Origin of the sequence: Lutibacter sp. (assembly GCF_021647475.1) — a bacterium.
Classification (GTDB): domain Bacteria; phylum Bacteroidota; class Bacteroidia; order Flavobacteriales; family Flavobacteriaceae; genus Lutibacter.
In genome coordinates this window covers 1-22,946 of record NZ_JAKIUR010000044.1, presented here as the reverse complement: position 1 = coordinate 22,946, position 22,946 = coordinate 1, and the positions used below count along the sequence as shown (strand labels likewise).

Here is a 22,946-nt window from a genome sequence, read left to right as displayed (position 1 = left end):
AATCCCTGATTTTAATAGTTCAACTATCATAACCTTAAACTCATTGTCATACTTTGTTCTTGCCATAATTCAAATATATATTATTTATGGGCTTATTAAAATTGTCACATCAAAGGTAGACACTCCATCCTCCATATTCAATTTGATATGAAGATGGTAAGCTTATTTTAGACAACTCCTTTTTGATGTCCTTCATTACACTTCCTAAATCCCTATTATTTAAACGTGCAGTTACCACACCCATAGTTTGTAGATTTTCTCTATCAATTTCAGACACACCAGGTTCTATTGAAAATTCTGCAAAAGTTGATAAGGGTAAATATTCACCTGTAGCTGTACTAATTTCAGCATTTTTTAACTTTTCTAATGGGGTTTTATAATTTTCAGGATGTAAAACGCGAATATTTGTTAACTGTTCTTTTTCAAGAATTGAGCCAGCTACTGTACCTTCTAAATAGGTTTGTACTTGGATTTGTAAAGCTACATCTGTAAGACCATATTGTTTTAATATCGCTTCTTTTGGATGAATTTTAAACATTGGACCTGCTATAATAATTCCATCAAAAACATCGGCTGTACCTTTTACATTTTCAATTTTTTTTGCAACTAATTGGGATAATTCTTTTAGTTTTTTATGGTCAGTACCAAATATTTTAATTTCAATAGGCTGTACACTACTCATTAAATCGCCCAACATATCTGTAATTACTTGACCAAAATCTGCAGTTAATGCTGGTACTGCAGTTTCTACTTTTTTTCTGATAATATCTGTAACTTCTTCGGTTGTTTTATGTCTTTTTTTACGCAACTCTATTAAATAATCGCCTTTATTTGGTTCAGTGATAAAAAAGCCCATTTGTGTACCTATTCTTCTTGAATATGCTTTCACTTCTGGTGTATTATCTAATATTTTATCTACTTCATTTAGCATTCTATCGGTTTCATTTAACGAAGAACCAGAAGGACTACTATAATCTAAGATTATTGAACCTTCATCCATTTTTGGTAAGAATCCAGTTGCTAGTTTTGGTAAAATCACTAATATGCTTAAGATTAATAATGTACTAAAAGCAATACTTATATAGGATCGTTTAAGAAAAAAATCAACCCACTTACGCTCTCGTATTATATGAGCTTTTGAAATGGTATTTTTGTTTTTTGAAAAAAGTAAATAAATTACAGGAAGCCCTAACCAAGTTACTATAAATGAAACGGATAGCATAAGAATCATAGTCTCGGTTAATACTTTAAAATAAGCACCTGCAACGCCTGTCATTAAAATAAATGGTAAAAAAATTACTATGGTACTTAACGAGGAACTTACCATTGCTGGAAATAAGAATTTAATTGCTTTACCAACTAAATTTTTAGGTGATTCTTCAGGAAACTCTTCATGTGTTTTGTGAATTTGCTCTATAACAATAACGGCATCATCAATTATTAACCCGATAGCTGCAGCAATAGCTCCTATGGTCATAATGTTTAAATCAAAACCTAAGGCTTCCATCAATATAAAAGTTAGTCCCAAAGTAATTGGAATAGTAATTAACATTACACTGCTGGCTTTAAAAGATTTTAAGAAAAATATTACGATTACAATGGCCAAAACTAATCCTATCCAAAGCACATCAATAATGCTTTTTAAACTGTCTCCAACAAAAGAAGCTTGATTGTAATATTGTTTAAGTTGAACTCCTTTAGGTAAAATTTTATTAAGCTTTACGATTTTTTTTGTTACTTGACTGGCTACATTAATGAGGTTACTATTCGGCTGTTTTAAAATGGCTATTAAAGGTACATTTTCACCATCAGCTTTTATTTTAATAAATTCTGTTTTTTCAGAAATTTGAACTTTTGATATGTCTTTAACTTCAATTTTTCGTTTAGCATTATTAAAAATTACTAAATTCTCTAGGGCTTCTTTATTCTTAATTGTAGCATCGGTTACCGTTAAATATAAGCGTTTGTAATCCACTACATAGCCATTAGATTTTATAAACCCTGTTTGCTGTATGGCATCAATTATTTGTTGAGGACTTAATTTTAAAAGACTTAGTTTTTTTTGGTTTAAAAGAATTTGATATTCTTTAGTTTTGCCTCCAATAACTTCCACCGCTGCTACACCTTCAACTCTTGATAAATAAGGTTTTACAATATATTCACCAATCATTTTAAGCTCTACTTGATTTTTTACTTTAGATTGTAAAGAGTAACCCATTACTGGTAATATGGATGGATTCATTTTTTCAACTGTTATTTGAACATTTGGCGGTAAATCATTTTTAATTTGTGCTATTCTTGATTCTAAACGTTGTTTATCCACATTTATATCAGAACCCCAATCCATAAAAGCTGAAATTTCACAACTTCCCATACTGGTTATGCTCCTAATTAATCGCAGATTTTCTACTCGTTTAATAGCATTTTCTAACGGTTTTGTTACAGTAACCATCATTTTGTCAACAGGTTGTTGCCCGTTATCTGCAATGATTTTTATTTTGGGAAAAGTAACATTTGGGAAAAGAGAAGTACTTAAATTTTTATAAGAAAAAGCACCCAAAACTAAAATAAGAAATAAAATTACCGCTATCGGACTTTTATATTTTACAAATATTTTATCCATAACTAGTTTATTTTCACTTTAGTGCTATCTGGCAAACCGTAGGCTCCTTTTTTAATAATAAGGCTTTGTAATTCTAATTTAGGAGAAACAATTTCTACTTTTCCATTATTTTCAAGTCCTTTTTGTATCATAATTTTTACGGCTAATGAATCTTTATTTATTTCCATAATCCAAAATTCATTTTGTGTTTCGTTAGTTAAAACAGCATCTTTTGGCAAGGTAATTACTGCTGGTTTTTGTTTGGTTTGTAGATTTACAATTACGTTTAAATTCTCTGGCAATTCTTTATGCTTTATTAATTTAAAATAAACCTGCTGCGTTTGCGAAACAGGATCAATTATAGGTAATGCTTTATAAAAGTTCGCAAATACAATTTTCTTATTTGATAAACTAATTTCGATCTTTTTATTCACTTTAAGCAAATCATAATATTGAAAAGGTGTATTAACTTGAATTACTAAATCGTTACTTTTAACAATAGTAGCCAAAGGATTGCCTTCATTAATAAAAACACCTGAATCGGTAATATTTATTAAATTTACATAACCAGAGATGGTTGCATATATAGGTATTATTCCAAAATTTTCATCTATGGCTAAATTTGAATCTTGCAATGCTTTACTTTCTTTAGTTTGAATTTTAAATAGAATACTTCCTTTTTTAACCCAATTGCCCAATTTTGTGTTTACACGAGTTACATATCCTGAGATTGGAGCCTTAATGTTAGTTTTATTCAAATAAACTACTTGTCCGTTAATTTGAACTTTATCATGAATTTTCTCTAATGTTGGATGTACAACAGTAACTGTTGGAATTGGCAATTTATTTATAACCTTTGAATCTTTATTTTTACAAGATTGTCCTAAAAATAGCACTAAAATTAAAAAGATGTGAATTGAATTTTTCATATTATTTAACTTAATTATTCCAATAATTATAAGAGTTAATTAAAATTTCTTTAAGCATTAAAGTATTTGTTTTTTCTTGTTTTTTTATAGCAATATCATTTATAACAGTCTTTAATTCTAATACTGAAATTAGACTATGCTTTATTTCAACTTTGTATAAATTAAGTAAATCATTATATTTTTTTAGTTGGCTATCTAATAGTAACATTTGACCATTTAAACTCTCTATTTCACTCAAAATATTATTTTTTCTAATGGAATTTTGATTCTTAAAATATTTTTTATCGATTATAATATTAGCTAACCTAATTTTATTTTGTGCTCTTTTAAGTTGCTTTTGATGACCATCAAACAAATTCCAATTTAATGAAAGCCCAATGCTAAAGCCTAATCTATCAAAAGATGGTGTATAAGTTGCATTAAGACCTGCATCACCAAAAGCACTAATTTGCGGTAGATATTTTAATTCTGAAATTTTTTGTGCTGTATTAATGGATAAACTACCTAACGAATATTGCTTAAAAAAAATAGAGGTTTTTTTAGGAGATAAATTTAAAGATAATTGAAGATTTTCAAGAGTGAAAAGTTTAGTATCCTCAATTCCAGACAACAAATTTAAAGCATTAAAATTTGTAAGATAATCTGTATTTGAACGCTTATAGGCTATTTGCCAATTCTGCAATTCTATTTCAAGTAACTTTAAATCAGAAAATTTATAAATACCTAATTTTACTAAAGGTTTCATTTGTGCAAGTTGTGTTTGAATTACCTTAATTATTCTTTGTGTATTATCACTTTGTTCTTGAGCCTTAATACAAAGAATATATTGATGGGTTACCAATTGTTTTAATTCAGCTTGAGTTAATGCTACTATATTTTCATTTTTTGATTTAGTAAGCAAAACCTTGTTTTTTTGGACGTTGTATTGTTTTGCAGTAAATAATGGCTGAGTAACAGACGTGATTACCTGATATTGACCTCCGTTACTTATACCCAAATCGTAGCCAACATAATTGGTACTGCCTTTAGAAGTTAGCTCTAATTTGTTATTCAATCCATCTTTTGAAATAATAGGAGCAAATAAAATAGTACTATTTATACTAATTTTTGGTGATTTATAAATAGCATTAAATTGTTTTAAATTTAGAACAATTATTTTATTATTATTTCTCTGTTTTTGTAATAAAGGGCTATTTATTAAGGCTTTTTCTATAAAATGCTTTAAATTAAGAGTTTGAGCATTTAAAGAATAGCTTAAACTCCAAAGAACAATAACTGCTAATACATGTTTTTTCATTTAGTTTTATCTACTACTCAATTTAATAATAATTTGTTTTTTATTTAAATTCAAATAAAAAAAGCCGAATTAAAAATTCGACTTCTTAAAATTGCTATTTATTATTAATCGTTATCATTTTCTTCATCATTTTCTTTTTTTGCCTCTTTTTTTATCACTTTCCCATTAGGTAAAATGGCAACTTCAAAATCTTTTCCGTCATTTTCTAGAGCAAATTCATAGACAACTTCTTTAGGAGTTTCAGAAACTTCACTCTCATCTATATCATAATCCTTAAACTCATTATTTAAGGTAGTTTTAACAGCGTCTGGTAATTTAGATTTTGAGATTTCATGTTCTGTTTCTTTCCAAACTCCTACTGATGTAAAATTGGCAGAATATTCTTTTCCATTTAATTTAAATTCTACTTCCCATTCTGTAGCATTTTCTTTATCCCATTTTGCTTTTTTAGCATTTGGAAATTTTTGGTAAAATGCAGCTTTTACTTTTGCAGGTACATTTGTAGATGTTTGTGCACAAGCTTGAGCGAATATTAGCACTACTCCAGCGAATAAAAACGTTAATTTTTTCATTATAATTAATTTTAATTAATACTATTTAATACAAATGTGCCACTCAATTTAGAATTAATTTTGAATTTTAGGAATGCTATAAAACAAAACTTAATTTAAATACTTTTTTCTAACACATCCACTAAACTCAAATCCATAGACGCCAAAATTTTAGTCATTTTAATATCTTTGTTTTTTGTGCTAAGAAGTAGTCCTTGAAATAAAAAACTAAAAGAAGCTTTTAAATTTGGGTCATTAACTTTTATACTAAGTATTTTCCATTTATTTTTAACTTTTAGTATTGTAGATGCTAATTTTTTCCAATCTATTTTATCTTGATTTAGAAGTGCTAGTGTTTCAAAACCCATATAATCCATATGTTCTATTTGTAGTTGGTTTTTAATTTTATAGCCATCTTTAAAATTAGTAATATTAAACTCAAAAATAGCTGTTGCAATTAATGCTATTTGTTTATATTTTTTTTGTTTTACAGCATCGTTAAGTTGTTTAATTTTAGGATTTAGCATTTCCATACTTCCACTTAAATTATTTTTTTCAAAAATTAATTGCTTTTGTAATACCTCAACTTTGTTTAGAGATTTAAGTACACCTTCATAATTATTATCTAAAGCATATTCTGTCATATCTTCAAATGGCGACAATATTTTATCCAATTCATTATATGGATTAGAATTAGATTTTATACTTGTTTGTGCTGAGGCTTGGAACAATATCATAATTGTTCCGATAGCTAGAATTGTTATTTTTTTCATGTTTTATATTATTATTTACACAAAGATGCAACGGAACTTTGAAGAAATTTTGAATTATGATTTTTGAAATAAGTAAGTATTTTATTTGTTCCGAAAAGTTTAATTATTGTTTTTTTGATTGACTTTTTCTCCATTTAATTCTATATCCAATGTTCCATTCAATAAAATCAGAAACATGAAAATTATAATCACGTAATGTTATTCCTGCAAATAGATTATTAGAAAAATGATATTTTATTCCTATTCTTTGATGAAAAACAGGGGTTTGTTTTTTTAGCTTTTTACGATAAATATAAAATGCAGGTTGCAAAATTATAGATACTTTATTAATAATTAGTTCGTATGATGGATATATGCTAATTTGAATTTTATTGATAAATGGACTTTCAACTGGCTCAAGCTCATTGTTTTCAACTGCCACTTGTGCATCTAAAGTACCATTATATGAAATAGACATTCCTATTCCAATTTTTGATTTATAGCTTACTTGCCTATTAATTAATGTTGAAAGCCCAAACACAGGAAAATTTAACCCCTCATATTTTTCAATAACATCAATATTCGCATCTTTAAAAATCACATTTTTAACACCTCCAAAAGCTGAAATCAACCATTCATATTCTTTTACATATTCGGGAATTTCTTGTTTTTTTAAAATAGGACGATCATCAAAATTATATTTTAAACTAACTTTTGGTCCAATAGTATTTATTCCTTTATTTGGCTTTTTTAATGCTCCATTTGAAAAATGTGTTAGTGAAAATCCAGCTTTAATATCTATTTTTCTTGTTAAGTTATATTGTAAATTTAAACCTACATCTATTAAAAAAGACTGTCCTGCTCCAATTGCTATATTATATTGATTGGTTATCGGATTAAAAGATTTCCAATTAAATGTAGCTCCAAATCCAAGTTCATAATTAAATGTTAACTTATTCCATCTTTTAAAAGGTGCATTAAAAAATCCATATAATGCAATTGGAGTTCCTATTTCTTCAGGATTATAAAAGTCTGCAATATAAATTCCAATACCGTAGTTAGGATATTTAAACAGCTGTTCCCATATATTTTTACCAATAGTTTGCTTAGAAAATTTTAATGTAAATGCTTGAAATGCGTTTATTCTATTATTTTCTCCATTAACACCTTTAATAAAATCATTAGTTGCAAAAACATAGCCATTTTGATATCCTGCTTGAATTGCGATAGTATTAAAAATCTGATTTTTTGGTTTTTTATTTGTTTGAGAAAAAACAATAAAAGGCAATAAATATAAAATTATAAAATAACTCCTCATTTTTTACTATTTAATTACCTATTTCAGAAACATAATTTTTCTCTGTACTGTTAAGTTCTATATTCCTTTGAGCGGTTAACAAAAGAATCTCTTTCATTTTCTTACCCCACACATTCCAATTTAATTCCTTTTCAAATTTTTTGCGAGAACTTATAGCCATACTACTTAATACCAACCGATAATCTAAAAGAAATTGAATTTTAGTTACATAATCTTTGGGAGTTGACTTAAAAGGTAAAGCATACCCATTTATGCCATTTTCTATAATAGATGTTACCCCTCCTGTATCTGTAGTAATTACAGGAATACCGTAGGCTGCTACTTCACAAAAAACAATTCCGTAACACTCTGCCCGTGTTGGTAAAAATAAAATGTGGCTTTTATTTAATATTTTGGTGAAAATTTCATTTTCTTTTTTGTTGTTTTTATTTAAAAAAGGAATTACTTTTATCTTAGGATTAGTTATTAGATTTTTGGGAGTACAACCGCAAATGGTTAAAGTTACATCATAACCTTTTTCTATTAAAATATTGAATGTTTTTAAAACAATATCGCCTCCTTTTCTTTTCCAATTAATACCTAGGAAAAGTAAATTAATGGTGCTTTTAAAAATTTTTAAAAGTGGCTTTTCAGGTGTAAAATCAATATTTGCCCCAAATTTTACGATAAATACATTATCTTTTTTTGCTTTATAATTATTTATCACGTATTCAGCAGCCCAATTTGATGGATAGACTTGCGTAAACGAATTATCAATTGCTCTTTGCTCAATCAAATTGGCTTCTTTAAAAGAATAATTAGAAATTTTTGAAAAACTACTATAATAGTTACTTATTTGCCCAAAGGAAGTATCCGATAAATAACATATTGGAATAGCTGTCTTTAAATACGCAATCTCTGTTGATGATGCTGGGGCAAAAATAACATCAATATTTTTATTTTTAAGTTTTTTATTAATTTTATAAGCATAATATTTACTTAATAATTTACTATGATTTTTTTTATACTTTTTAAAAAATACTAGAAAATGAATAAATGAAAAAGTTAATAGTGTTGCATTTAAAAATATTGACTTTTTTATTGGTCCTAACACATACACTTCCTCAAATTCATTTTTAAGAGATTCATACATTTTAAAATGAGTTCCAGACCAACTTCTTTTGTCTAAAGGATTAGTTGCGGTAAGATATCCTACTCTTATTTTTTCTTTCATTTTTTTAAAAAACTAAGTTCGCATTAATTTTGATTTACACAAATTATAAGGTTAAGCATTAAAAAATATCCCATTGAATTCCTATTTGTATAGCATGATATTTGGTATCTAAATGTGGTCCAAACCTAAATAGAGTCCAATGCCCCGAGGTATCAATAACTGTTGTGCCAACTGGGGCACTTACATTATCTGCATCATGTGTTAAAATATATTTTGCTTCTACTAATCCACGTATTTTTTTGGTAATTGGTATGGTAATGCCACAAGTAGCTTGTAAACCCGATTTAATATCGCCTTGTTTTCCATGATTTATTTCGGTTTTCACTACACCATACCCAACACCAAAATAACTATAACTTTTATTACTAAATGAATTATCCTTTGTTTTTTTAAAAGGAAATCGGCTTCTCAACAATCCCATTATAAAAACACCTCCTCTTGATTCTTCGGTGGTATTAAATTCTGGTTTTTGATTTATTAAATACGTTTTTGCTGTACTGTTGTGTTCCCATTTTAAGTATTCTAAACGCAACCCTTTTTTACCCTGCCAATAGGTTAAATGTAGATTTCTCATTGCAGAAATATTACTAAAAACATAGGTTGTTTTTAAATACTGAGTTAAATTTCCATTAGCATCATATTGTTTAAATTTAAGATCTTGCCTTCCTGGAATTTGAATGCCGTATGAACCTCCAATTAAAAATTGACTATAGGTAAATTGTATGGTTAATATTGATGTAAATAAAATAAAAAATGTGGTGGTTAATACTTTCTTATTAGTATTCATTTTTATAAAATTTTAATTAAAATGTAATTTGTGTAAATACTCCAAAATGTTTATTATCCATAAAAGGAACCATAACTATTCCTTTCGTTTTTTTAAATGGATTAAAATTCTTTAAAAGTTTAAAATGATATACCAACGCTGTTACTAAAATCCCTACTCCTGCACCAACCAACACATCAGACATCCAATGTTTGTTATTAATTATTCTAAATGCAGCAGTTGTAGTAGCAAAAGCATAGCCACTATAAGCTAAAACAGGTGAAGTTTTTTGAAACTCGTTATATAAAACAGTAGCATTAGTAAAAGCAAAAGTAGTATGCCCTGACGGGAATGAATGAGGAGAACCATTTGGTCTTGTTTTATTTGTAATTCTTTTTAAACTATAAGTTATTGTTGCAGAAATTAAATTGGAAATAAATAAATATTTTGTTTGATCAAACCAATGATTTTTAGACTTAATTTTAAAAGCATCTGCCACGTACATTTCTACCACTGGAGCAAATTGTAAATAATCATCTAAACGTAATTCGTAACGGCTACCTACTTTATTTCGTAAATCTATCTGAAATTTCTTTTCAAAGTGGCTATTGTTAACAAGCACACCTATTCCTATTAAAGTTGCAGGTAGTATGCTTTTTTTAAAAATAGTGCCTCTTTTTATGCTGTCATTTACCTTGTTGTTATTTAATGATTGGCTATTTACACTAAATAAATTGAGGAATATTATTATTGCGAAAAACAATTTTGGGATTTTCATCTTTATCTCTAAAAAATTTAATCAAAAAAACACTCTAATTTTGAAGAAATTTTGAATTTTAAAAATTAATTAAAATTATTTTCCGCGTTTTTTAAAATTTACAGACCTTGAACTTAACCAACTCCTGTTAAGAGGTACTTGAATATAATATTTTAGAAGTTTGAAGAAAAATATTATATGCATTCTAAATTTTGGAATAAAAATTAATATTGCACCCAAAATTGCAAATAAAAATTTTTCAAATAATATGAATAACATGATTATTAAATGAAAAAGATAACGTTCAACCCCTCTAAAATGTTTATTTAAATAAACATGCTGTGAAATAATAACTTCCATTTTTGTTAAAGTTTTTAATTGAAGGTTAAGCCTAGAAGAGCCCCCATGTAAGTGTGTAATAGAAATATTTTGTAAAAGAGCTATTTTACCATTTAAGTTGCTTGCTTTTTTACATATGTCTACATCTTCATAATAAAGCCAAAAATCCTCATCCCAACCACCTATTTGGGTAAACCAGGTTTTAGAAATTAGTAATAATGAACCTGATACCCAATCTGGAAAAACTATTTCTTTTAAATTATTAAATTTAGAGGTTATTGTTTGCTTATTTATAAATCTATAAACAGCACGTGAAATACCAAAATGAGTTAGAGGAGAAGGAAAAAATTTACGTATATCTTGTTTTTTTCCTCTATTGTTTATTTGTTGGCAGGAAATTATAGCATAATCGTTGTTATTTTTAGCTTTATTATGAAGGTTATAAATTACTTTTTTTGTAATAATTGTGTCTGGATTTAAAAAGAGGAAATAATTACCAATAGCTTTTTTAACGCCTAAATTATTTCCGTGTGAGAACCCATTATTATCCTGATTTTGATAAAAATAAACATTTAGGAATTGTTGTTTAAAACTATTTAATGTTTTTTTATTTATGCTATTATCGACTACAATTACTTCAAAAGTAAATTTATCTTGCTCTATTATTTGTAATGATAAGAGGCAATTTTTAAGTAAATTCCAGCTGCGATAGTTAACAATAATAATTGAAATATCCATTTTATCCTATAATTTATAGGATAAAACTCTGACTCAATTTTGAAGAAAATTTGAATTTTAAAATATTACAGAAAATGTATGAAGGCTATTGGAATAAGAATAGGTAATTTCCCAATTATTTAGGTCTGCTATTTTTTTAACAATTGCTAATCCCAATCCATTTCCTTTTTTTGAAGAATTTGATTTTGAAAACCTATTAAAAAGTGATTTCGAATTAATTGCAATTGGACTTCCTGTATTACTAATCACCAATTTATGACCCACCAATTGCAACATAATTTTACCATTTAAAATATTATGCCTAATAGCGTTTAAAAAAAGATTACTCACTAAAACTTCTGTTAAAGTTATATTTGTATTAACAGGAACAGCATCTTTTAAATTTATTTCAATTGTAATATTTTTTAGAGTTGCTTGTTCCTTAAAAAAATCTAATTGTTTTTCAATTAATCCTTTTATTTGAAAACTAGATATTTCATCAAATTGATTTTTGTCAATTTTAGAAAGTAACAATAAATTTTTGTTCAATTTGGTTAATCGATTTGTACTTTTATTTAAATCTTCTAGCAAATCTGCTTGTCCTTTAGTAATATCTGAACGTTGCATCAATAACTCCAATTTACCTTTAAAGATTGCTATAGGAGTTTGTAATTCATGTGCTGCATTTTCCACAAACTCACGTTGATTTTCATAAATAATACTATTTTTTTTAATCAGATTTTCAATGCTTTTATTTAATCGTTTAAATTCTTCAATAGAGGTAGTTGAAAATTGTGGTTTCATATTTTTATCTATCTCAAATTGTTCTATTTGATTTAGAGTTTGATAAAAAGGTTTCCACAGGCGAATAGATAATTTTTTAGTTATAAAAAATAGTCCTAACAGCATAAAAATAATTAATCCAAAAAAAAGTAATGCAATACTTAACATCAAATCCTCAGATTCAATTAAATTAATTTTAAATGAAAACGTATAGCGTTTTCCATCAATTATAATAGTTGAATTTAATTCTCGGTAAGGTTCTTTTTCCTGTTCTTCAATATCATAATAAGAGGTATAAAATAAAGTATCTGAATTTATTTCGTTATATTCTTTTATTTTAATGTTTTTATTGAATTTATTCCAAAGAGGTATATCTGTATTTTTTAACTTAGGTAAAGTTATTTTAACGAATTCTATTTTAGTATTTAATAAAGTTTCATCTATATTGTTTATATAAAATTTATCCGCCAAAAAATAAAATAAAGGAGCTACAATTATAAATATTATAACCGAATAAACAAGATAAACTTGTAGTGTTTTATGTAACAATTTGTTACTCATTTGTCCATTTATAACCTAAGCCGTAAATCGTTTTGATATAGTCATCACATTGAGCAACTTTTAGTTTTTTCTTTAAGTTTTTAATATGAGCATATACAAAATCATGATTATCTAACATATCTGCCATATCACCCGAAAGATATTCTGCAATAGCACTTTTTGACAATACACGATTCTGATTTCCAATAAAATACAACAATAAATCAATTTCTTTTTTAGTAAGTTCAACTTTAAAGTTATTTACTTTTACTGTTTTAGAAAGAATATCTATTTCTATTTCATTAAATACAATTGTATTATTCCCATTAAATTTTTTACGTCTAATTAAGGCTTGAATTCGCACCAATAACTCAGATAAATGAAATGGTTTAGTTAGATAATCATCGGCTCCTAAATTAAATCCTTCAATACGAGTTTCTAGAGTTTCTTTTGCAGAAATAATAATAACACCATCCGTTTTGAACTGTTTTTTTAATTCATTTAATATCTCAAAACCGTCGCCATCTGGTAACATTAAATCTAATAAAATTGCATCATATTCATAATTTGAAATTTTATCTAGGGCAGAGGTTACAGTAGCCGCCCATTCACAGATGAACTCATTTACATTTAAATATTGTTGAATACTTTTTGCTAATTCTGGTTCATCTTCTACAAGTAATAATTTCATACTGCTAATTTACATTGCAATTTTGAATAAAATTAGAATTTTATAATATCAATATTCCAGAACCGTAAATTCTAAATCTAAAGGGTTTAAATTTTGTATCAATTCTGGAATTAAATCTTTTCCTACCTTTTGATATATTTCAGAAAAATTACGAATTCTTTCTTCTAAACTTTGATTAGGAAATAATTCATTTTGTAATAAAGTAATTCTATTTACAATATCATTGTATTTTCTTTTTTCAGCTTTTAACAAGCGTTTTTCTAAATTGGAAAGTCCATTTAACTGTTTTTTTTCTTGAGCGTTTACCGCTCCTAAAAATGAATAATCGGTTTGTTTTGCAATTTCTTTTAATTGAATAAACTGTTGTTTTAAAAATTCCTTTTGATTTGAAAAATCAATTTTTAAATTTGAAATTTCCTTTATTTTTTGGTTTATTAAAACTTCTTGCTTTTCAAATAAATCTAAAACAGAAATATTTAATCTATGCATTTTAGCTTGTTGCTTTTTAGAAATAAGCAATCCTGAATTTCGCAATAATAAAATTGGGAATGGAATATTTACTTTTTCGAAATAACTTTTTAATTGAAACCAATAGGCTAATTCTCCACCGCCACCAATATAACACAAATTAGGTAAAATGGTTTCTTGATACAAGCCACGTAACAAAACATTTGGGCTAAATCGTTCTGGGTGTTGACGCAATTCTTTTAGAATTTCATCCTTAGAAAAAACAAGTTTTGTATTATTAATTTTAAATTGATTATTTTCAAAAATAATTCGTTCACGCAATTCATCTTTCAAATAAAATAAATTCAGTTTACGTGAATTTACTTGAATTTTATATGATAATTTCTTTAGTTGCTCGTTGGTTTTAGAAACTTCTTTAAACGAAGTTTGATGCAATAATTCATCCTCAACTTTAGGAATAAATGCTCTTTTTAAGTTTACATCATCGCCATCAATAATAACTAATCCGTATGCTCCAAAAAGTTCGTTTACTAAATATCTGGTAGCTTCGGCTAAATTAGAATGATTTAAATAAGCGTTTTTAAATAATTCTTTTAAATAATTTGCATTTTCTGAATTATCCAATTCTTTAGAAAAAATATCAAATAAAACTTTCATTCCAGTAGTATTTAATCTTCCCACTGCTCCACTACTATTTCTATCCCATTTAATTTTTCTTCCTTTAAAATTAAAATAATTTATTTCTTCAAAATCGTGATCTTCAGTTGCCATCCAATACACAGGTATAAAATTATAGTTTGGATATTCCGCTTTTAATTGTTTAGCTAAATTTATTGCGGAAACAATTTTATATAAAAAATATAAAGGACCTGTAAAAATATTTAATTGATGACCTGTAGTTATTGTAAAGGTATTTTCTTGATTTAACAGTTCAATATTTTGAATTAGTAAATCACTTTTATTGGTATTTTGATATTGTTTTTCTAAAGAATTTACTAAAACTTTTCTATTTGAATGCTGAAATTGTTTTTGTTTAGTTTCAAATTGCTTTTTAAAACTTTCTAAAGTAGGAAAATGATTGTAAAACGATTTTAATTCAGGATTTTTATCTAAATAATCCGCTACTATTTTAGAAAAATAGTTTGTTTGTTCATAGGAAATACAACTAACTTCCATATTAAATTAAGCTTTTCTTTGAAACAACGTATAAACAAATTCCCTAGGATTTCCAGATGGTTGAATATAGGTGTGATTAAAAGCCTTTAACAACTTAAAATCTTCACCCAAACGTTCCTGCAACATAATTTCATTATAATTAAAAACATCTAATCCGCTACATTTTTTTGCACCTTCAGTATTAAATTCAGCTAAAATTACATACCCTTCATTTTTTACAACAGCCTTTAATAAATTGAAATAATTAGTCTGCTCTTCTTCTGAAGTAAAAAAATGAAGCACTGCCCTATCATTCCATAAATCCACATTTTTTAGCTTCAACAATTCCGTTGGATTTGTTAAATCATCCACCAAAAAATTAAGGTTTACATTTTTAGGAATACTCAAGTTTTTTCGCAATTCCGATAAAGCAACCGATGAAATATCATTTACAATAATATTCGTAAAATTCTTTTTCAATAAATCTTGAATTAAAGTAGTAGCACCGGCTCCTGCATTAAAAAGTAAAGCATCTTTAGGTAAATTACAGACCTCAATTAGATTTAAGGTTTTTTCCGAATTTTCTTCGTACCAACCCAAACTGGTTAATGGATTTTTTTGATAAGTATTATCCCAATGATTTTTTCGAGTTTCCTGCTCCATTTTATAATCTTCGTTAAATTTTAATATTTAGAAATTCCAATTTAAGATATTCTAAATGACTGACAAAATACGTAAATGAATTATATTTTACTTTTGAATTGGTATAAAATGATGTTAATTTTAAATAGGTTTACCATATAAGTCAAATTCAGTAGCTGAAGTTATTTTAATTTGAGCAAATTTTCCAACTTGCACATAATACTTTGTAGCATCAATTAAAACTTCATTATCTACATCTGGAGAATCAAATTCGGTACGCCCCACAAAATAATTTCCATCTTTTCTATCAATTAAAACTTTAAATGTTTTTTCTAATTTTTCTTGGTTTAACTCAAATGAAATTTGACTTTGAAGTTCCATAATCTCATTAACTCGTTGTTGTTTCACTTCTTCAGGAACATTATCAACTAAATTATACGCATGCGTATTTTCTTCGTGAGAATAAGCAAAAGCTCCTAGACGCTCAAAACGCATTTCTTTAACCCAATCTTTTAATTCTTGAAAAGCTTCTTCCGTTTCTCCTGGATAACCAACAATTAAAGTAGTTCTAATTGCCATATCTGGTACTGATTCTCTAAATTCGGCAATTAAATTTGTTGTTTTTTCGTGTGAAGTTCCTCTACGCATCGATTTCAAAAGTTCATCATTAATATGTTGTAAAGGAATATCTAAATAATTACAAACTTTTGGTTCATTTTTAATTACTTCTAACACATCTAACGGAAATCCTGTTGGAAAAGCATAATGCAAACGAATCCATTCAACTCCATCAATTTTTACCAATTCTTTAAGCAAATCAGCTAATGCTCTTTTTTTATAAATATCTAATCCGTAATAGGTTAAATCCTGAGCAATTAAAATAAGTTCTTTAATTCCTTTTTTCGCCAATTTAGTAGCTTCAATTACAATTTCTTCAATTGGAGTAGAAATATGTTTTCCTCTCATTAAAGGAATAGCACAAAACGAACAAGGTCTATCGCAACCTTCTGCAATTTTTAAATAAGCATAATGAGTTGGTGTAGTTGTTAAACGCTCACCTACTAATTCATGTTTATAATCTGCTTCTAAAACTTTTAATAAATTAGGTAAATCATGAGTGCCAAAAAACTCATCAACATTCGGAATTTCTTTTTGCAAATCTGGTTTATAACGTTCACTTAAGCAACCTGTTACATACACTTTATCAACTTCTCCATCTTCCTTTTTAGCAACATATTTTAAAATAGTATTTATCGATTCTTCTTTAGCATCACCAATAAAACCACAAGTATTAATTACCACAATATTACCTTCATCATTTTCATCTTCATGAACCACATTTTTGTTATTAGCTTTTAATTGTCCCATCAGCACTTCGCTATCGTACACATTTTTAGAACATCCTAAAGTAACCACATTTATTTTATTCTCTTTTTTTGATTTTGTTCTCATATTATTAAAGATAAAAAATCACACTTCGACAAGCTTAGTGTGACATTTTTAAAAATATTATTTTTGTTTTTAGTTAAAAAAAGAATCTACAAATTCAATTTTATTAAATACTTGCAAATCGTCAATTCCTTCTCCAACGCCAATATATTTAACGGGAATTTGAAATTGATCGGAAATACCTATTACCACGCCACCTTTTGCAGTACCATCTAATTTGGTAACGGCTAATGAAGTAACTTCGGTTGCCTTGGTAAATTGTTTAGCCTGTTCAAAAGCATTTTGTCCTGTTGAACCATCCAACACTAATAAAACATCATGCGGAGCATCGTCAATTACCTTTTGCATTACGCGTTTTATTTTGGTTAATTCATTCATTAAATTCACTTTATTATGCAATCTACCAGCCGTATCAATAATAATTACATCAGCATTTTGTGCAACTCCAGATTTTAACGTATCGAAAGCAACGGAAGCTGGATCACTTCCCATTTCCTGACGTATCATTGAAACGCCTACTCTATCCGCCCAAATTTGTAATTGATCAATGGCTGCAGCCCTAAACGTATCTGCGGCACCTAAAACTACTTTTTTTCCAGCTTTTTTAAATTGTGAGGCTAGTTTTCCAATAGTTGTGGTTTTACCTACTCCGTTTACGCCAACCACCATAATTACATACGGTTTCTTAGTTTCAGGAATTGTAAAATCCGTTTCATCACCAACATTGGTTTCGGCTAATAAACCCGCTACTTCTTCTTTTAAAATAGTGTTTAACTCATCCGTTCCTAAATATTTATCTTTAGAAACACGTGCTTCTATTCTTTCGATTATTTTGAGTGTTGTATTTACGCCAACATCAGAAGAAACTAAAATTTCTTCTAAATTATCCAACACATCATCGTCAACTTTAGATTTACCGGCAACGGCCTTAGATAATTTTGAAAAAAAAGAAGATTTGGTTTTTTCTAATCCCTTATCAAGTGTTTCTTTTTTCTCTTTTGAAAAGATTTTTTTAAATAAACTCATTTTCAGATATTTAACGTGATAAATTTAAAAAAGAAAAGCTACTTTCATGGTTTTGAAAGTAGCTTTATATGATATTAAGAACAAATGTTATTTTTTGCTCAAAAATTCTTTTACATTTTTAGGATCCATAATAGCTTCAACAAAAGTATAAGCTCCAGTTTTAGGAGATTTTACCATTTTTATAGCTTTAGTTAATCTTTTTGATCCTGTTTGCAATGATGCTACTGATTTCTTTGCCATGTCCTTTTGTATTATTTAACGTTTCTTTTAAGAAACCTCTAATTATTTAATTTCTTTGTGAACAGTCATTTTTTTCAAGATAGGATTGAATTTTTTAATTTCCATTCTATCTGGAGTGTTCTTTTTATTTTTAGTTGTAATATATCTTGAAGTACCTGGCATACCGCTTGCTTTATGCTCTGTACACTCTAGAATTACTTGAATTCTATTACCTTTACCTTTTGCCATTTCTTAGTGTAATTATTTTTTTAAAAATCCTTTTGCTCTTGCTTCTTTAAGAACTGCAGAAATTCCTTTTTTATTAATATTCTTTAATGCAGAAGTAGAAACTTTTAAAGTTATCCATTTATCTTCTTCAGGAATATAAAAACGCTTTTTAATTAAATTAGCGTCAAATTTTCTTTTTGTTCTATTCAATGCGTGAGAAACATTGTTTCCAACCATTGCTTTTTTTCCAGTAAGTTCACAAACTCTTGACATATTTCTTTACCTTTATTAGTGTAATCTCAAACGAGATGCAAAATTAGAATAATCCTTCTAAATACACAAACTTATTTTAATCCTTTTTTAAAATTTCTTGTTTCAGCATTTCTAGTGCTTTATTTGAAGTTCTTTCAATTACTTTTTCACGAGGTTTACCAAAATAAAATTCTTTTGTAATAACACCTTTTGGCGTAGCAATTGCAATAAAAACTGTTCCTACTGTGGTATCTGTTTTATCAGTTGTTGGTCCTGCATTTCCAGTGGTAGCAATAGCATAATCGGTTTTAAACTTTTGCTGAATGGCTTTTGCCATTGCAGTTGCAACCTCTTTACTAACTACAGAATATTTTTCAATTAACTCGCTATCAATATTTAATTCATTTATTTTAATTCTAACATTATACGAAACAATAGCACCTATAAAATATGCAGATGAACCTGGAACTAAAGTAATTTTATGTGCAATATTTCCCCCAGTACAACTTTCGGCGGTTGCAATCGTCTGTTTATTTTTAGCCAATAATTTACCAATTGCTACTTCAATAGTTTCCGAATCATCAAAACCAACTACAATATCTGGTATCAGTTTAAGTAATTTTTTAACTTCGTTTTCAACTTGATTTTCTAACTCTTTTTTATTTTCCCCTTTGGCTGATAATCGCAATCTAACTCTTCCAAAAGATGGTAAATAAGCTAATTTTATATTATTTGGTAAATTATCTTCCCATTTTTCAATTTTAGCTGCCAAAACGCTTTCACCCATTCCATAAGTTTGAATGGTTTTATGAATGATAAAATTAAGTTTGAAAGTCTTTTTTAATTTAGGCAATACTTTATTTTTCATTAATCCTTTCATTTCATAAGGTACGCCTGGCAAAGAAATTACTACTTTTTTATTTTGATAAAACCACATTCCTGCAGCAGTTCCTAATTCATTTTTTAAAGGAATGCATTTTTTAGGAAGCAATGCTTGGTTTTTATTAACTTCTGTAAACGGATAGTCAATTTTTGCGAACATCTTTTTTATATGTTCAACTATAGCTTTATTTAAAACTAAAGTATCCTTAAAATATTCAGTTAAAGTATGTTTTGTAATATCATCTTTTGTTGGACCCAAACCTCCTGTAATAATTACAATATCTACATTATTTTGAGCTTCTTTTAACGCTTTTAAAATATGTTCTTTATTATCTTGAATTGAGATTATTTGATATGCAGAAATTCCTATTTTATTGAGTTCTTCTGCAATCCATTTTGAATTGGAATCTAAAATTTGACCTATTAAAATTTCATCTCCAATGGTAATTATTTCAGCCTGCATTTTTTTTTCAATTAATTAGGCTAAATGTACAAATTACCACGCAACCTTTTAAAAAAAATTACATCTAATTTATAAGAAGAAAAAGTAAATTAAAAAATATAAAGACTATGGACGTAACTACTGACTTAACTGATAACGAACTTTTGGAACAAATTGAAAATTGTTCGTTAAATCCCATAGCATTTACACATAAAACAATGTTAAGGCTTTCTTGGATTTTAATTAAGAAATATGGTGCGGATGATGCTGTTGAAAAAACTATTGAAATTAAAGAAAATTATTTCCAAATTGTTTTTCATAGCGATAAATTTAATAGAACATTAACCAAAGCTTATACTGAAATTTTATATTTCTTTATGCAAAAAGATAAAAAAGCTGATTTTGAAAAGTTGCTTAAAGAGTTTCCTAGACTGCTTTATAATTTTAAAAGTTTAGTAAAAACTCACTATGGTTATGACATTTTAAAAGAACATAGAAAAGAAGAACCTAGTTTTATTAATCGTCCTATTTTGTTTACTTTTTAAGATTCTATTTTATTTTAACTTTAAAGAATTGTTGATTTTCAATAGCTCCTATTAAAATATCATTTTCTTTAACTTTACCTACACCTGCTGGAGTTCCAGTAAAAATAATATCTCCTTTTTTTAACGTAAAATATTGAGAAATATAAGCTATTAATTCATCTATTTTCCAAAGCATAGCATTAGAATTTCCATTTTGTACAATCTCATTATTTTTTTGCAAAGTGAAATTTATATTATTTAAATCTCCCAAATTTTCTTTAGCTACAAAATTTCCAATCACCGCACTTCCATCAAAAGCTTTTGCTTTTTCCCAAGGCAAACCCTTTTCTTTACAATCTGCTTGAACATCTCGTGCTGTAAAATCAATCCCTAAACCAATTTCATTATAATATTTATGTGCAAATTTTTCATCAATGTACTTTCCTACTTTATTTATTTTAACTAATATTTCAACTTCATAATGAATTTCATCTGAAAAAGGTGGAATAAAAAACGGTTGATTTTTAGCCAAAATTGCAGAATCTGGTTTTAAAAATATTACCGGATTTTTTGGTCTTTCGTTTGCTAATTCTTCAATATGTTTAGCATAATTACGTCCAATGCAAATTATTTTCATATGTGTTAATTAAAAATTTGAAAAAATTAATAAAAGGATAACTTCACGATATTTTTTAAAAAAATAGTGGTAATATCATCATCTAATAAACAGATTACTTCGTCGCTCACTCCTCGTAATGACAGCCTTTTAATTTTGTACTATGGAATCCATTTTTTTACAAAATTTGGTTTTCGTTTTTCTAAAAAAGCATTTCGTCCTTCTTTAGCTTCATCGGTCATATATGCTAACCGTGTAGCTTCACCTGCAAAGACTTGTTGACCAACCATACCATCATCCGTTAAATTCATTGCAAATTTCAACATTTTTATAGATGTTGGTGATTTTGCTAAAATTTCTTGAGCCCACTCAAAAGCGGTCTCTTCCAACTCATTGTGTGGAATTACTGCATTTACCATCCCCATTTCATAGGCTTCTTGTGCTGAATAATTTTTCCCTAGGAAAAATATTTCACGTGCTTTTTTTTGTCCAACCATTTTTGCCAAATAAGCTGAACCGTAACCACCATCAAAACTAGTTACATCCGCATCAGTTTGTTTAAAAATGGCATGTTCTTCACTTGCTAGTGTTAAATCACAAATTACGTGTAAACTATGTCCGCCACCAACAGCCCAGCCGGGAACCACCGCAATTACAGCCTTTGGCATAAAGCGAATTAAACGTTGAACTTCTAAAATATTTAAACGATGATAACCATCTTCACCCACATAACCTTGGCTACCACGTGCTTTTTGATCGCCCCCACTACAAAATGAATACACACCATCCTTTGTTGAAGGACCTTCAGCAGAAAGTAACACTACACCTATAGAGGTATCTTCTTGAGCATCGTAAAATGCCTCATACAATTCTTTGGTGGTTTTTGGTCTAAACGCATTTCTAACATTAGGTCTGTTAAATGCAATTCGAGCAACTCCATTACATTTTTTATAGGTTATATCTTCAAATTTTTTGGCTATTTTCCAATTTATTTTTCTCATTTCAATAAAAATTAAAGTGTAAAAATAACGCATTTAAATGGGTAAAAAAAAGGATTATATCAAAACCTACAGTTTGTAAATCTATCTAAACTCCAAAAATATAATCTAACGGTAAATTCAAAAACACAAATAGTATCTTATTCAAAATTTAACTAGTTTTGCTTTATGATTCAGGAAATTCAATTACGGATTAATTTAAATGAAGAAAAGCAAGCCAACATTTTAACTAAAAAAGCTGCACTACAGTTACATATTGATGAAACTGAAATTTCTGCCATAAAAATACTTAGAAAATCTATTGATGCTCGAAAAGCTATCATCATTTTTAACTACAAAGTAGCCGTTTATATCAACGAAAAACCTGAAAAATCTTCTGCTTATATTTTTAATTATAATGATGTTTCTTCAGCCAAAGAAGTCCATATTATTGGTTTTGGACCTGCAGGAATGTTTGCCGCATTGCGTTGTATTGAATTGGGTTATAAACCTATTGTTTTAGAACGTGGAAAAAAAGTGAATGAAAGAAGACGCGATTTACGTGCTATTAATCAGTTTCATGAAGTGAATGAAGATTCTAATTATTGCTTTGGCGAAGGCGGAGCTGGCACCTATTCTGATGGAAAATTATATACCAGAAGTTTAAAACGAGGTGATGTAAGAAGAATTTTTGAAAATTTGGTCTTACACGGTGCTACTGAACAAATTTTGATTGATGCTCATCCACATATTGGAACTAATAAATTACCAAAACTTGTTACAAATATTCGTGAAACCATTTTAAAACATG

23 protein-coding genes and 1 pseudogene are annotated in these 22,946 nt (G+C 27.7%); 2 read left to right on the top strand and 22 right to left on the bottom strand.

Annotated features, from left to right (window positions below; all coding sequences use genetic code 11):
- Window positions 1–109: 109 nt before the first annotated feature.
- From L3J60_RS10495 to L3J60_RS10400, 20 genes are all read right to left on the bottom strand, one after another.
- A complete protein-coding gene (locus L3J60_RS10495; protein ID WP_291975471.1) occupies window positions 110–2,623 on the bottom strand; it encodes an efflux RND transporter permease subunit in 2,514 nt (837 codons plus the stop codon).
- A gap of 2 nt (window positions 2,624–2,625) precedes the next feature.
- The gene (locus L3J60_RS10490) at window positions 2,626–3,531 is read right to left on the bottom strand and encodes an HlyD family efflux transporter periplasmic adaptor subunit (protein ID WP_291975470.1); all 906 of its coding nucleotides are present in this window, start codon (window positions 3,529–3,531) and stop codon (window positions 2,626–2,628) included.
- A 10-nt stretch (window positions 3,532–3,541) separates the two neighbouring features.
- The gene (locus L3J60_RS10485) at window positions 3,542–4,828 is read right to left on the bottom strand and encodes a TolC family protein (RefSeq protein WP_291975468.1); all 1,287 of its coding nucleotides are present in this window, start codon (window positions 4,826–4,828) and stop codon (window positions 3,542–3,544) included.
- A 104-nt stretch (window positions 4,829–4,932) separates the two neighbouring features.
- Window positions 4,933–5,400: a conotoxin gene (locus L3J60_RS10480; protein ID WP_291975466.1), complete on the bottom strand. Its 468-nt coding sequence runs from the start codon at window positions 5,398–5,400 to the stop codon at window positions 4,933–4,935.
- A 95-nt stretch (window positions 5,401–5,495) separates the two neighbouring features.
- The gene (locus L3J60_RS10475) at window positions 5,496–6,152 is read right to left on the bottom strand and encodes a hypothetical protein (RefSeq protein WP_291975464.1); all 657 of its coding nucleotides are present in this window, start codon (window positions 6,150–6,152) and stop codon (window positions 5,496–5,498) included.
- 103 nt (window positions 6,153–6,255) lie between these two features.
- Window positions 6,256–7,449, bottom strand: a complete 1,194-nt coding sequence (locus tag L3J60_RS10470) for an acyloxyacyl hydrolase (RefSeq protein ID WP_291975463.1) — start codon at window positions 7,447–7,449, stop codon at window positions 6,256–6,258.
- Between the two features lie 10 nt (window positions 7,450–7,459).
- Complete coding sequence (locus tag L3J60_RS10465; RefSeq protein WP_291975462.1) at window positions 7,460–8,662, bottom strand: glycosyltransferase family 4 protein; 1,203 nt, start codon at window positions 8,660–8,662, stop codon at window positions 7,460–7,462.
- 58 nt (window positions 8,663–8,720) lie between these two features.
- Entirely contained in the window at window positions 8,721–9,449 is a 729-nt protein-coding gene (locus L3J60_RS10460; RefSeq protein WP_291975461.1) for a hypothetical protein, read from the bottom strand.
- Between the two features lie 16 nt (window positions 9,450–9,465).
- Window positions 9,466–10,206: a phosphatase PAP2 family protein gene (locus tag L3J60_RS10455; protein ID WP_291975460.1), complete on the bottom strand. Its 741-nt coding sequence runs from the start codon at window positions 10,204–10,206 to the stop codon at window positions 9,466–9,468.
- A 75-nt stretch (window positions 10,207–10,281) separates the two neighbouring features.
- The gene (locus tag L3J60_RS10450; RefSeq protein WP_291975459.1) at window positions 10,282–11,262 is read right to left on the bottom strand and encodes a glycosyltransferase family 2 protein; all 981 of its coding nucleotides are present in this window, start codon (window positions 11,260–11,262) and stop codon (window positions 10,282–10,284) included.
- A 57-nt stretch (window positions 11,263–11,319) separates the two neighbouring features.
- Window positions 11,320–12,585, bottom strand: a complete 1,266-nt coding sequence (locus L3J60_RS10445) for a HAMP domain-containing sensor histidine kinase (protein WP_291975458.1) — start codon at window positions 12,583–12,585, stop codon at window positions 11,320–11,322.
- Window positions 12,578–13,255, bottom strand: coding sequence for a response regulator transcription factor (locus L3J60_RS10440; RefSeq protein ID WP_291975457.1), 678 nt, complete (start codon window positions 13,253–13,255; stop codon window positions 12,578–12,580). The genes L3J60_RS10445 and L3J60_RS10440 overlap by 8 nt, the downstream gene beginning before the upstream one ends.
- A gap of 48 nt (window positions 13,256–13,303) precedes the next feature.
- Window positions 13,304–14,899, bottom strand: a complete 1,596-nt coding sequence (gene bshC, locus L3J60_RS10435; protein WP_291975456.1) for a bacillithiol biosynthesis cysteine-adding enzyme BshC — start codon at window positions 14,897–14,899, stop codon at window positions 13,304–13,306.
- A 6-nt stretch (window positions 14,900–14,905) separates the two neighbouring features.
- Window positions 14,906–15,541: a methyltransferase domain-containing protein gene (locus L3J60_RS10430; RefSeq protein WP_291975455.1), complete on the bottom strand. Its 636-nt coding sequence runs from the start codon at window positions 15,539–15,541 to the stop codon at window positions 14,906–14,908.
- Window positions 15,542–15,661: 120 nt separating this feature from the next.
- A complete protein-coding gene (gene rimO, locus L3J60_RS10425) occupies window positions 15,662–16,972 on the bottom strand; it encodes a 30S ribosomal protein S12 methylthiotransferase RimO (protein ID WP_291975454.1) in 1,311 nt (436 codons plus the stop codon).
- 69 nt (window positions 16,973–17,041) lie between these two features.
- The gene (ftsY, locus tag L3J60_RS10420) at window positions 17,042–17,995 is read right to left on the bottom strand and encodes a signal recognition particle-docking protein FtsY (protein WP_291975453.1); all 954 of its coding nucleotides are present in this window, start codon (window positions 17,993–17,995) and stop codon (window positions 17,042–17,044) included.
- 87 nt (window positions 17,996–18,082) lie between these two features.
- The gene (locus L3J60_RS10415) at window positions 18,083–18,235 is read right to left on the bottom strand and encodes a DUF4295 domain-containing protein (protein ID WP_291975451.1); all 153 of its coding nucleotides are present in this window, start codon (window positions 18,233–18,235) and stop codon (window positions 18,083–18,085) included.
- 42 nt (window positions 18,236–18,277) lie between these two features.
- Entirely contained in the window at window positions 18,278–18,463 is a 186-nt protein-coding gene (rpmG, locus tag L3J60_RS10410; RefSeq protein WP_291975450.1) for a 50S ribosomal protein L33, read from the bottom strand.
- A gap of 12 nt (window positions 18,464–18,475) precedes the next feature.
- Window positions 18,476–18,715, bottom strand: a complete 240-nt coding sequence (gene rpmB, locus L3J60_RS10405; RefSeq protein ID WP_291975449.1) for a 50S ribosomal protein L28 — start codon at window positions 18,713–18,715, stop codon at window positions 18,476–18,478.
- Between the two features lie 76 nt (window positions 18,716–18,791).
- Window positions 18,792–20,039 (bottom strand): competence/damage-inducible protein A, encoded by a 1,248-nt coding sequence (locus L3J60_RS10400; protein ID WP_291975448.1) that lies wholly within the window; start codon window positions 20,037–20,039, stop codon window positions 18,792–18,794.
- 107 nt (window positions 20,040–20,146) lie between these two features.
- On the opposite strand from L3J60_RS10400, the gene L3J60_RS10395 reads away from it, so the two are divergent.
- Entirely contained in the window at window positions 20,147–20,563 is a 417-nt protein-coding gene (locus L3J60_RS10395) for a hypothetical protein (protein ID WP_291975447.1), read from the top strand.
- 4 nt (window positions 20,564–20,567) lie between these two features.
- On the opposite strand, the gene L3J60_RS10390 is transcribed toward L3J60_RS10395, so the two are convergent.
- Window positions 20,568–21,179, bottom strand: coding sequence for a fumarylacetoacetate hydrolase family protein (locus L3J60_RS10390; protein WP_291975446.1), 612 nt, complete (start codon window positions 21,177–21,179; stop codon window positions 20,568–20,570).
- Between the two features lie 140 nt (window positions 21,180–21,319).
- Window positions 21,320–22,159 carry a 1,4-dihydroxy-2-naphthoyl-CoA synthase gene (locus tag L3J60_RS10385; RefSeq protein ID WP_291975445.1) on the bottom strand — a complete coding sequence of 280 codons (840 nt, stop codon included), beginning with the start codon at window positions 22,157–22,159 and terminating at the stop codon, window positions 21,320–21,322.
- Between the two features lie 165 nt (window positions 22,160–22,324).
- Here L3J60_RS10385 and L3J60_RS10380 point away from each other — a divergent pair.
- Window positions 22,325–22,946: pseudogene (locus L3J60_RS10380) on the top strand (FAD-binding protein); the annotation flags it as partial.

Coding starts and splice junctions, on each gene's coding strand:
- L3J60_RS10495 (WP_291975471.1), bottom strand. CDS start 2,623: ATGGATAAAATATTTGTAAAATATAAAAGTCCGATAGCGGTAATTTTA.
- L3J60_RS10465 (WP_291975462.1), bottom strand. CDS start 8,662: ATGAAAGAAAAAATAAGAGTAGGATATCTTACCGCAACTAATCCTTTA.
- L3J60_RS10475 (WP_291975464.1), bottom strand. CDS start 6,152: ATGAAAAAAATAACAATTCTAGCTATCGGAACAATTATGATATTGTTC.
- L3J60_RS10445 (WP_291975458.1), bottom strand. CDS start 12,585: ATGAGTAACAAATTGTTACATAAAACACTACAAGTTTATCTTGTTTAT.
- L3J60_RS10440 (WP_291975457.1), bottom strand. CDS start 13,255: ATGAAATTATTACTTGTAGAAGATGAACCAGAATTAGCAAAAAGTATT.
- L3J60_RS10455 (WP_291975460.1), bottom strand. CDS start 10,206: ATGAAAATCCCAAAATTGTTTTTCGCAATAATAATATTCCTCAATTTA.
- bshC (WP_291975456.1), bottom strand. CDS start 14,899: ATGGAAGTTAGTTGTATTTCCTATGAACAAACAAACTATTTTTCTAAA.
- rimO (WP_291975454.1), bottom strand. CDS start 16,972: ATGAGAACAAAATCAAAAAAAGAGAATAAAATAAATGTGGTTACTTTA.
- L3J60_RS10415 (WP_291975451.1), bottom strand. CDS start 18,235: ATGGCAAAGAAATCAGTAGCATCATTGCAAACAGGATCAAAAAGATTA.
- ftsY (WP_291975453.1), bottom strand. CDS start 17,995: ATGAGTTTATTTAAAAAAATCTTTTCAAAAGAGAAAAAAGAAACACTT.
- L3J60_RS10460 (WP_291975461.1), bottom strand. CDS start 9,449: ATGAATACTAATAAGAAAGTATTAACCACCACATTTTTTATTTTATTT.
- L3J60_RS10430 (WP_291975455.1), bottom strand. CDS start 15,541: ATGGAGCAGGAAACTCGAAAAAATCATTGGGATAATACTTATCAAAAA.
- L3J60_RS10390 (WP_291975446.1), bottom strand. CDS start 21,179: ATGAAAATAATTTGCATTGGACGTAATTATGCTAAACATATTGAAGAA.
- L3J60_RS10485 (WP_291975468.1), bottom strand. CDS start 4,828: ATGAAAAAACATGTATTAGCAGTTATTGTTCTTTGGAGTTTAAGCTAT.
- L3J60_RS10395 (WP_291975447.1), top strand. CDS start 20,147: ATGGACGTAACTACTGACTTAACTGATAACGAACTTTTGGAACAAATT.
- L3J60_RS10385 (WP_291975445.1), bottom strand. CDS start 22,159: ATGAGAAAAATAAATTGGAAAATAGCCAAAAAATTTGAAGATATAACC.
- L3J60_RS10490 (WP_291975470.1), bottom strand. CDS start 3,531: ATGAAAAATTCAATTCACATCTTTTTAATTTTAGTGCTATTTTTAGGA.
- rpmG (WP_291975450.1), bottom strand. CDS start 18,463: ATGGCAAAAGGTAAAGGTAATAGAATTCAAGTAATTCTAGAGTGTACA.
- L3J60_RS10450 (WP_291975459.1), bottom strand. CDS start 11,262: ATGGATATTTCAATTATTATTGTTAACTATCGCAGCTGGAATTTACTT.
- rpmB (WP_291975449.1), bottom strand. CDS start 18,715: ATGTCAAGAGTTTGTGAACTTACTGGAAAAAAAGCAATGGTTGGAAAC.
- L3J60_RS10470 (WP_291975463.1), bottom strand. CDS start 7,449: ATGAGGAGTTATTTTATAATTTTATATTTATTGCCTTTTATTGTTTTT.
- L3J60_RS10480 (WP_291975466.1), bottom strand. CDS start 5,400: ATGAAAAAATTAACGTTTTTATTCGCTGGAGTAGTGCTAATATTCGCT.
- L3J60_RS10400 (WP_291975448.1), bottom strand. CDS start 20,039: ATGCAGGCTGAAATAATTACCATTGGAGATGAAATTTTAATAGGTCAA.